We start from the raw sequence: 7,914 nt of genomic DNA, 5'->3' as shown, positions 1-7,914 counted from the left end.
CAGCACGGCGGACGCCGCCCCGCCGAGCGCCGCCGGCGCGGCCTCCATGACCGCCGAGGTGGCGGCAGGCAGCGTGAGGCCGGTCCCGAACCCGGCCAGCACCAGCGGCGCGACCAGCGCCCAGTAGCCGGTTCCCGTCCCGGGCGCCAGCCGGCCGAGCAGCCCGGCCCCGCCGATGACCAGCCCGTACGCCATTGGCACCCACGCCCCCGAACGAGCCGCGAGCCGGCCGCCGAGCGGCGAGGACAACATCGGCAGCATGGCCAGCCCCGCCGGCAGGGCGCCGAGCCCGTGAACCCGCTGGAAGTACCGCGGCACGGCGAACAGCAGCCCACAGAACCCCAGGTTGAGCAGCACTCCGACGACCACGGGGCCGAAGAAGCCGCGCTCGCGGAACAGTCCCAGCGGCACCATGGGAGCCCGTGAGCGGCGCTCCAGCAGTCCGCCGAGGTCGAGCGCCCCGATCGCCCGCGCCCCGACGTCCAACCCGGCACGCCGATCGCCCGCCGCGGGCGCGGAGACGTACCGGCCGGTCAGAACCAGCCCGAGCACGCCGAACGACACGTCCAGGAAGAACACCGAACGGGCGAACGTGAGCGTGTAGCCGTCCACGACCCACTGCAGAACCGGCAGGCTGGCACGCAGGTCGTCGCCGATCGGCGGGATCGCCACAGTGACCACCGTGACGTCCAGGAAGTAGCCCAGGCAGAGGGCGAGCAGGGACGTCCTGCCCGGGGAACGTTGAAGTGCGGTGGCAGCCATGCCACGCGCATCTTGTCCATGGCGTCGGCGTGGTCGCTCAGCGCCTCGGTGTGCGCTGCCAGGGCGACTCCTGGTTCTCCGGAACCTACCGGCGCTGATGCGGTAGCCCGTATTCTGCTGTCAGCTTCCCCCCGCAGCCGGAGAACAGATGCCGACCACGGTCGAACGCGTCGCCGAGGTATGGTCCCGGCAGGCCGACGCGTCCTGGTCGTCCGGCTCCGGCTACCTGATCGCCCCGCGCCTGCTCATCACCTCCACGCACGTGCTGTCCGCGACGGGCCGCCCCGGGCCCGGGGCCGAGATCAAGGTCAGGACCGCCGACAAGACGCGCCTGTGGTCCGCCGCGTGCACCTGGTCGTCGCCCGACCCTCAGGTGGACGTCGCTGTCCTGGAGATCACCGACGACGACTGGGCCGATCCACCCGTCGCGCCCGTGCGCTGGGGACGCCTGGTCAGCCGCCGGGCGGAGGTGGTCTGCCAGGCCTCGGGCTTCCCTGAGGTGCTGGCCCAGCCGGACGGCGTGCGCGAGCGCGATCAGGCCGGCGGCCGGGTGAACCCGGAGGCGGGCGCCAAGCAGCGCCGCTATCACCTCCAGGTGCTCAACCCGCCCAAGCGCACAGGCGCCGGGTCGCCCTGGGCGGGGATGTCCGGTGCCGCGTTGTTCGCCGATGACATGCTGATCGGCGTGGTGGTCGCCGACCATCAGGGATACGGCGGGGCCAGGCTGCTCGCCACGCGAGCCGAGGCCCTGTTCGCCGAGCCCGGTTTCCTCGACGCGATCGCGGTGCCGGCGGTCCTCGAACCAGCCGAGCTGGCCAGGTTGTTCTCCCCTCCGGCCGACCGGCGCCGCCCGCGCTCTCCCGCGGCGCTCCTGCGCGCCGACGCCGAGGCGGTGCGGTGGTTCACTCCGAGGGACGACGAGCTGGCCAGACTCATCGGCTGGTGCTCCACGGACGAGATTTTCGACGCCCGGCTCGTCTTCGGTGCCGGCGGGCTGGGCAAGACGCGGCTCGCGCGCCAGCTCGTCGCCCACCTGCGCCGCGAGGGCTGGGTGACCGGACAGGTGGTGGCCGAGAACGCGGCGGCGCTGCCGGAGGAGCCTCTGAGCCGGTTACGCGCGTGTGACCTGCCCCTGCTGCTCGTGGTCGACTACGCCGAAACGCGGCCTGACGTCGTCCGCCGGTTGATCGAGAACGTCGGGATCGACGACGGCAGCGCAGTGCGCGTGCTGATGCTGGCGCGCTCGGCCGGGCAGTGGTGGCAGCGGCTGACCGCGAAGTCCGACCTGATGGAGTACGCCCTCGAACTCGCCGAGCTCCACCCGATCACCGGCCTGCCGGCGTGGACGGGAGCACGTGAGACGGCGTTCAGGGAGGCGGTGGTCGACATCGCCGCCCAGCTCCATCGGGTGTCGGGCCTGCAGGAGACGTGCTGGACTGACCTGGCCGCCCAGGTGGCGCCGCCCGATCTGGGCGGTCCCGGCTACGGATCGCTGATGCGCCTTCATCTGAGTGCCCTGGTGGGGTTGCTGCAGGCGGGGCCCGCACCGGCCGCCGCGCGCAGCCGTACGCCGCACGAGAAGATCCTCATGGTGCATGAGAACCGCTACTGGCGGCGTACGGCGGACGCGATGGGCCTCGCCTTTCTGTCGGACGACACGTTGCGCAACACGGTGACGATCGCCACCTTGTTCGGGGCGTCGAGCAAGTCCCAAGCCGTGGCACTGCTCAGCCATGTCCTCGGCCTGCGTGATCTCGGGGAGAACGAACTCCTCGTCGTCCACCAGTGGCTGAGCACGCTCTATCCGTCCCAGGAGGGGGAGTGGGGCCCCTTGGAGCCGGACCGCCTGGGTGAGTATCTCGTGGGAACACATCTGCGCGAGTGGCCCGACCTGATCGACGAACCGCTGGCCGCCGCCTCCCTCACCCAACTCCACCAGGCCTTCCACGTGTTGGCCCGGGCGAGCGGCGACCACCCCCACGTCGGGCGGCTGCTCAAGGAGCAGGTGGTCGGGCAACTAGCGAGATACGGCCCCGTCGCCCTGCAGGTCGTCATCGAGACCGAGCAGCCGGGATACCTGATCGCGGCGCTGGAGGACGGCGTGGCCGGCGTCTCCGCCTCTGACGAGGCCGCGCTGGTCGCGCTGGCCGGTTCCTTCCCCGCCGGCGCGCCCGCGCTCAACCTGCTGGTCGAGCCACTGACCAGACTCGCCATATCGGTGTACGGCAGGCTGGTGAGCGAGGGCAGGACGGACTACCGACCGGAGCTGGCCAGGGCGTGGCAGAACCTGAGCGATCACATGCGGGAGGCCCAGCGCCACGATGAGGCGCTCGCCGCCAGGGCCGTGGCGCTGGAGCTGTACCGCAAGCTGACCGGCCGGGGCAGCGCCGCGGCGGGAGGAGCCTCTCATGCGTCCTGACCACGGTTATCTCCCCGAGTATGCCGCCAACCTCGTGAGCTACGCCGAGCAGCTCATGGAGGTCGAGGAGCACGCGGGTGCGTCCGCCGCGGCGCGGGAGGCCGTCGAGGTCTACGAACGGCTGCGCGGCGAACCGCTCGGGCTCGCTCGCGCGCTGACCGTGCGGGCGGAGTCGGCCGCCGCGCTCGGACGGTTCGGCGACGCCATGGCCGACGCACCGTCCGCCCTGCTCGTCCTGTGGGACGCGGTCGCCGAGACGGGCAGCACGCCCGTTCTGCGGGACGCCCAGCTGCGTGTGCTCCTCCTGTTGGCCGACGTCCAGCTCCGCGCGGGCCTGGCAGCGGAGGCACTGGCCACGGCCGAAGCCGGCCTCGAGCTGCTCGCCGGGTCCAGGAGCCGCAGGAGGGCCGGCGGGGCGAAGTTCTCCGCGCTGAAAGCGCAGGCGCTGGGCCTGCTCGGACGTGACGGCGAGGCAGCGGAGGTCATCGAGGAACTGGACGAATCCCGCAATCCCCCTCACGACGCCGCCTTCTCTCACCAATATCCCGATGAGGCGGTCGCCTTCTATCGTGGCCTCGCCGAGCACACCCCGGAGTCGGCCCTGCCGGCGCTCGCCGCGGCGCTCACCGAACGCCGCGGCAGGCAGCGGAGCCAGGGCGACGATGAGGGCGCTCTCGCGACGGCCCGCGAAATCGTGGACGTCCATCGGCGGCTCGCGGAAGCGGAACCGGACCCCTACCGGATTCCTCTCGCCTACGCTCTGGCGGCGCAGGCGGAACTCGAGCGGGCGGTCGTCGCGGACGACGACAGGGACGAGGACAGGGACGATGACAGGCCCGGGCTCGACCGGGTCGCCGCTCTCCTGATCGAGGCCGCCGAGCTGCTGCCGAACGACCACGAGGACCGCGCCCGGTTCCTGGTGGCGGCGGCCGTCGAGCAGCCGCCGGACACCGCGATCACCGTCCTGACCCGGCTCATGCACGAACAGGACGGCCTCGCGACCCACTCGCTGTTCGTCTACGCGACGCTCGGCGATCTCCTCGTTGACCGGTTCCAGCGTCTCGGCATGGACGAGGACCTCGAGACGGCCATCGGGGTGCTGCGTGAAGGGCTCGCGGTCGTGTCCGAGGCCGAGCCGGAGCGCGACGTCCTGTGGATCAGTCTGAGCGGGGCGCTGCGGCTCAGGTACGAGCGATCGGGGTCGCTCGCCGACCTGGACGAGTCCATCAGCCTGGTCAGAGCGAACCTGGATCTGTCGGCCGGCGCGAGCGCCCCCGCCGAACTCGGACTGCTGCTCTTCCACCGGTTCCTGGCGGTCGGCGAGCAGGCCGACGTCGATGCCGCGATCGAGATCATGCGGGGCGTGGCCGCGGCGATGCCGGCGGACTCCGCGGACGCCCCGCTGGTCGCCGGCCGTCTGGCCGACATGCTGGGGGCCCGCTTCGAGCGGTCGGGCGAGAGCGATGACCTGCGCGCCTACCTGACGGCTGCAGGGGAAGGCCTGTCCGTCACCTCCGCTGATGCGCCTGAATATGCCGTAGCGCTCGATCGGCTCCGTCACGCCGTATTGCGGACGTACGAGGCGACCGGGGAACCGGCCGTCCTCGACTTCCTGCTCGACCTGACGCGCCGGCTCGTCGGCCTGGACATGCCGGGCAGCCACGGAGCCCTCGCCCTCGTGCAGCTCGGCCACGCCCTGGAGGAACGCTTCGAGCGTTTCGACAACCCCAGCGATCTCGAAGAAGCCGTGGACGTGGCCCGCAGGGCGGTCCGCGCGATGCCGGAGGGCGACCCGGACCGGCACTGGGCCCTCGCCCTGCTCGCGAAGGTCCTGCTGCGACGCTCGTGGTCCGCCGGCATCGCGGACGACCTGGACGAGGCCGAGGCGCTGATCCGGCTGGCGGCGGCCATCGCCCCTCAGCAGGCGCGCCGGCAGCACGAGGCGTTCATCGACACGCTGCGCGAAGCCCGGTTCCGGCTCACCCGTGACCTCGCCGACCTCGCCGCGCAGCACCGCGGGCGTTGGGAGCGCTCGGGAGACCCGGCTGCTTTCGAAGGGGCGCTGGAGGCGCTCGCCGCGATCGCCGGACGGCTCGACGAGCCGATCGCGGAGCGCGTGCTGGCCTGGCAGGAGTACGGGCGGCTCGCCATGGCGGGCGGCGCCTACGAGCGCGCGCTCGGCGCGTTCCGCGCCGCGATCGAGCTGGTCCCGCTGGCCATGTCGGACCGGCTCTGGCATGCAAGGGGGAGGCGCGAGGACAGCCTGACCGAGCTGGCCGGCGACGCCGCCGCGTGCGCGCTGGAGACGGGACGGCCGCAGGAGGCGCTCACACTGCTGGAGCAGGGACGTGGGCTGCTGCTGTCGCAGGCCCTGGGCGTACAGGAGGATCTTCGCACGCTGCGTGCGCGCGCACCTGAGCTGGCGGAGCGGCTGTCGGCGCTGCGGATCGCCGTGGACGAGCCATCGTCACGTGAACCCGCAGGCCGGGAGGCGGAGGAGTTCGAGCGGCTGGTGGAGGAGGCACGCGCCCTGCCCGGCATGGCGGGGTTCCTGCGCCCGCCGGCGGTCGGCGATCTCCTCCAGGCCGCGGCCGAGGGGCCCGTTGTGGTTCTGAACATGAGCGGACACCGCTGCGACGCGATCGCGGTGACGACGGACGGGTTTCTCGTCATCCGCCTGCCTGGCCTCGATCGTGCGGCGGCCACCGAGCGTGCACGCCGTTTCCTGACCGAGCTCACCACCGCCTACCGGCCGCTGCGTGACCGGCTGGGCCGGGAGCAGGCGCTGGCCGAGACGCTGGCCTGGTTGGCGGAAGTCGTGGTCAGCCCGGTACTGGAGGCGCTGCGGCCGCACCTGCGCGCAGCCGAGGGCATGCCGCGCGTGTGGTGGGTGCCGACGGGGCCCCTGAGCGTACTGCCGTTGCACGCGGCTGGGTGGCTCCCGGAGACTTCCGCCATCGACTCGGTCGTCTCCTCATACACGGCGACGATCGGCGCGCTGACGCGCTCCCGTTCGGCCACGCCCGCGGGCCGACCGCGTTCGGCCCTGGTCGTGCTGCCGCAGCCCGCGGAGAGCCCCATGCGGATGCCGGGGGCCGAGCGGGAGGCGCTCACCGTCGCCCGCCTCCTCGACCCCGCCGTCATCCTCGAGGGAGAGCAGGCCACCAGGCAACACCTCCTGCAAGAGCTGCCGGGCGCCGACGTCCTGCACTTCGCGGGCCACAGCAGGACGGACGCCGACGACGCCACAGCCGGCTCGCTCCTGCTGTCGGACGGGCTGCTACGCCTGCGGGACATGGCCGCGCCCAGCCGCCTGACGTATCTGTCCGCCTGCACCACGGCGGCGCCGGGCGCCGCCGGCGAGCCCATCAACCTGGCGGTGGCGGCGCAGCTCAGCGGCTCCCAGCAGGCGATCGCCACGTTGTGGGAGGTCGACGACCGCGCCTACGCCGACCTCGCACAAGCCTTCTACGAGGAACTCGCGGACGCGAACGGAACCCTTGACGTGGACCGCTCGGCGCGAGCCCTGAACGCCGCCGCGCGCCGGCTGCGTGAACGTTACCCGCACATCCCCTCGCTGTGGGCCGCACATATCCATGTCGGCCGCTGACCACGATTGGAGCCCCATGACCGACGACCAGTTCGCCGACCTCAGCGCCACCATCAGGCAGATCAGGCGGGAGCTCACCCGAGCCATGCACGAGGGCGAGGGTCAGGAACTGCTGTTCGGGCTGGGCCCCGTGGAGCTGGAGTTCCTCGTGGACGTCAAGAACGAGGTCAGCGGCGAGGGCGGCGTCAAGATCAGCGTCATCTCGGTCGGAGCCAAGAAGGCCAAGGGCCGGTCCGATTCGCACAAGATCAAACTCACCCTGAACCCCGTCGACGTGGACGGCAACCCCGCCCGCATAGCAGCGATGGGCAAGTCGTCGATCCCCGACTCCTGATCCGCGGGGCCGCGGCGGGTGCGGAGTTACGTGCGCGGTCCCCATCCACAAGTCCTGAAGTGAACCTCCGCCATCCCGCCACAGGCTCCGCGTCTGCCCGCCTTCAAGTTGCGGGTCAGAGGGATGGCGCCCCACGGCGAAGGCCCTGGAGGAAGGAGTCGACGGGGCTCGTGCCGTCTGTGTTCACGACCCGCGGTGGTCAGGAGGCCACGGCGACGCGGTATGCCGAACACAGGACAGGAGTTCCGCCCGCAGACATGTCCACTGGTACTCCTCAAGCAGCCGTCGATGACCTATGCAGGCGGGGTCGTCGCCTCCCGTAGGGCGGTGACGACCGTCGTTGGGACGTAGTTCTCGGGCACGCCGTCGACCAGGATGAGGTCGGTCTCGATGGGGCGTGAGCGCAGCGGTGCGATCTCCCGGTACGCGGGAGAATCCCACCACGCCCGCGCCTCGGCGATCCTGGAAGCCGAGCATCCCGACATGTCCGGGCCAGCTGCCCTCCTTCACCTCGTGGCGGGTGGCCTGGACGAGGTGGCGTCCGCCGTACGGTTCGAAGGTGGCGGGGAGCCGTTCGATGTACTCGGCGACCTCCGGGTGAGGGGCCTGCCTTCTGCAGGTCGGTGAGGACGCAGGCCACCTCGTCCCGGGCCGCGAGCTGAAGCGCGCTGGTCGCCCGTTCTAGATGGGACGGTGATGGACGTACTCCACCACTGTCCCGTCGGGGTGCCGGGCGTTGAAACCGGCTCCGGTCGGCACGTCCTGAAGCGGGAACACGATCTCCGCGCC

Annotated in this window: 4 protein-coding genes and 1 pseudogene; 3 read left to right on the top strand and 2 right to left on the bottom strand. The window is 71.8% G+C overall.

The genetic code is table 11. The annotated features are described in order from the left end of the window. A partial coding sequence (locus AB0J71_RS49245; RefSeq protein WP_364421297.1) for an MFS transporter occupies positions 1 to 762 on the bottom strand: 762 nt, incomplete at its 3' end. 148 nt (positions 763 to 910) lie between these two features. Between AB0J71_RS49245 and AB0J71_RS49240 the strand changes: the two genes are divergently transcribed. Genes AB0J71_RS49240 through AB0J71_RS49230 form a run of 3 tightly spaced genes read left to right on the top strand, consistent with a single transcriptional unit; the run spans position 911 to position 7,125 of the window. Then, complete coding sequence (locus AB0J71_RS49240) at positions 911 to 3,181, top strand: serine protease (RefSeq protein WP_352330896.1); 2,271 nt, start codon at positions 911 to 913, stop codon at positions 3,179 to 3,181. Beyond that, positions 3,171 to 6,791, top strand: a complete 3,621-nt coding sequence (locus AB0J71_RS49235) for a CHAT domain-containing protein (protein ID WP_364421295.1) — start codon at positions 3,171 to 3,173, stop codon at positions 6,789 to 6,791. The genes AB0J71_RS49240 and AB0J71_RS49235 overlap by 11 nt, the downstream gene beginning before the upstream one ends. A gap of 16 nt (positions 6,792 to 6,807) precedes the next feature. Continuing rightward, entirely contained in the window at positions 6,808 to 7,125 is a 318-nt protein-coding gene (locus AB0J71_RS49230) for a trypco2 family protein (RefSeq protein ID WP_352328349.1), read from the top strand. A gap of 293 nt (positions 7,126 to 7,418) precedes the next feature. Here the strand turns inward: AB0J71_RS49230 and AB0J71_RS49225 are convergent. Next, positions 7,419 to 7,707: pseudogene (locus AB0J71_RS49225) on the bottom strand (DUF1330 domain-containing protein); the annotation flags it as partial. Between the last annotated feature and the right edge of the window lie 207 nt (positions 7,708 to 7,914).

The sequence above is a fragment of the Nonomuraea sp. NPDC049637 genome, assembly GCF_040675235.1.
In the GTDB taxonomy this organism is placed as follows: domain Bacteria; phylum Actinomycetota; class Actinomycetes; order Streptosporangiales; family Streptosporangiaceae; genus Nonomuraea.
Note: the sequence above shows the minus strand (reverse complement) of the source record. Positions and strands in the feature narration are given on the sequence as shown.

Bases quoted from the DNA above. Each gene is read 5' to 3' on its own strand.
- AB0J71_RS49230 (WP_352328349.1), top strand. From the start codon at position 6,808: ATGACCGACGACCAGTTCGCCGACCTCAGCGCCACCATCAGGCAGATC.
- AB0J71_RS49240 (WP_352330896.1), top strand. From the start codon at position 911: ATGCCGACCACGGTCGAACGCGTCGCCGAGGTATGGTCCCGGCAGGCC.
- AB0J71_RS49235 (WP_364421295.1), top strand. From the start codon at position 3,171: ATGCGTCCTGACCACGGTTATCTCCCCGAGTATGCCGCCAACCTCGTG.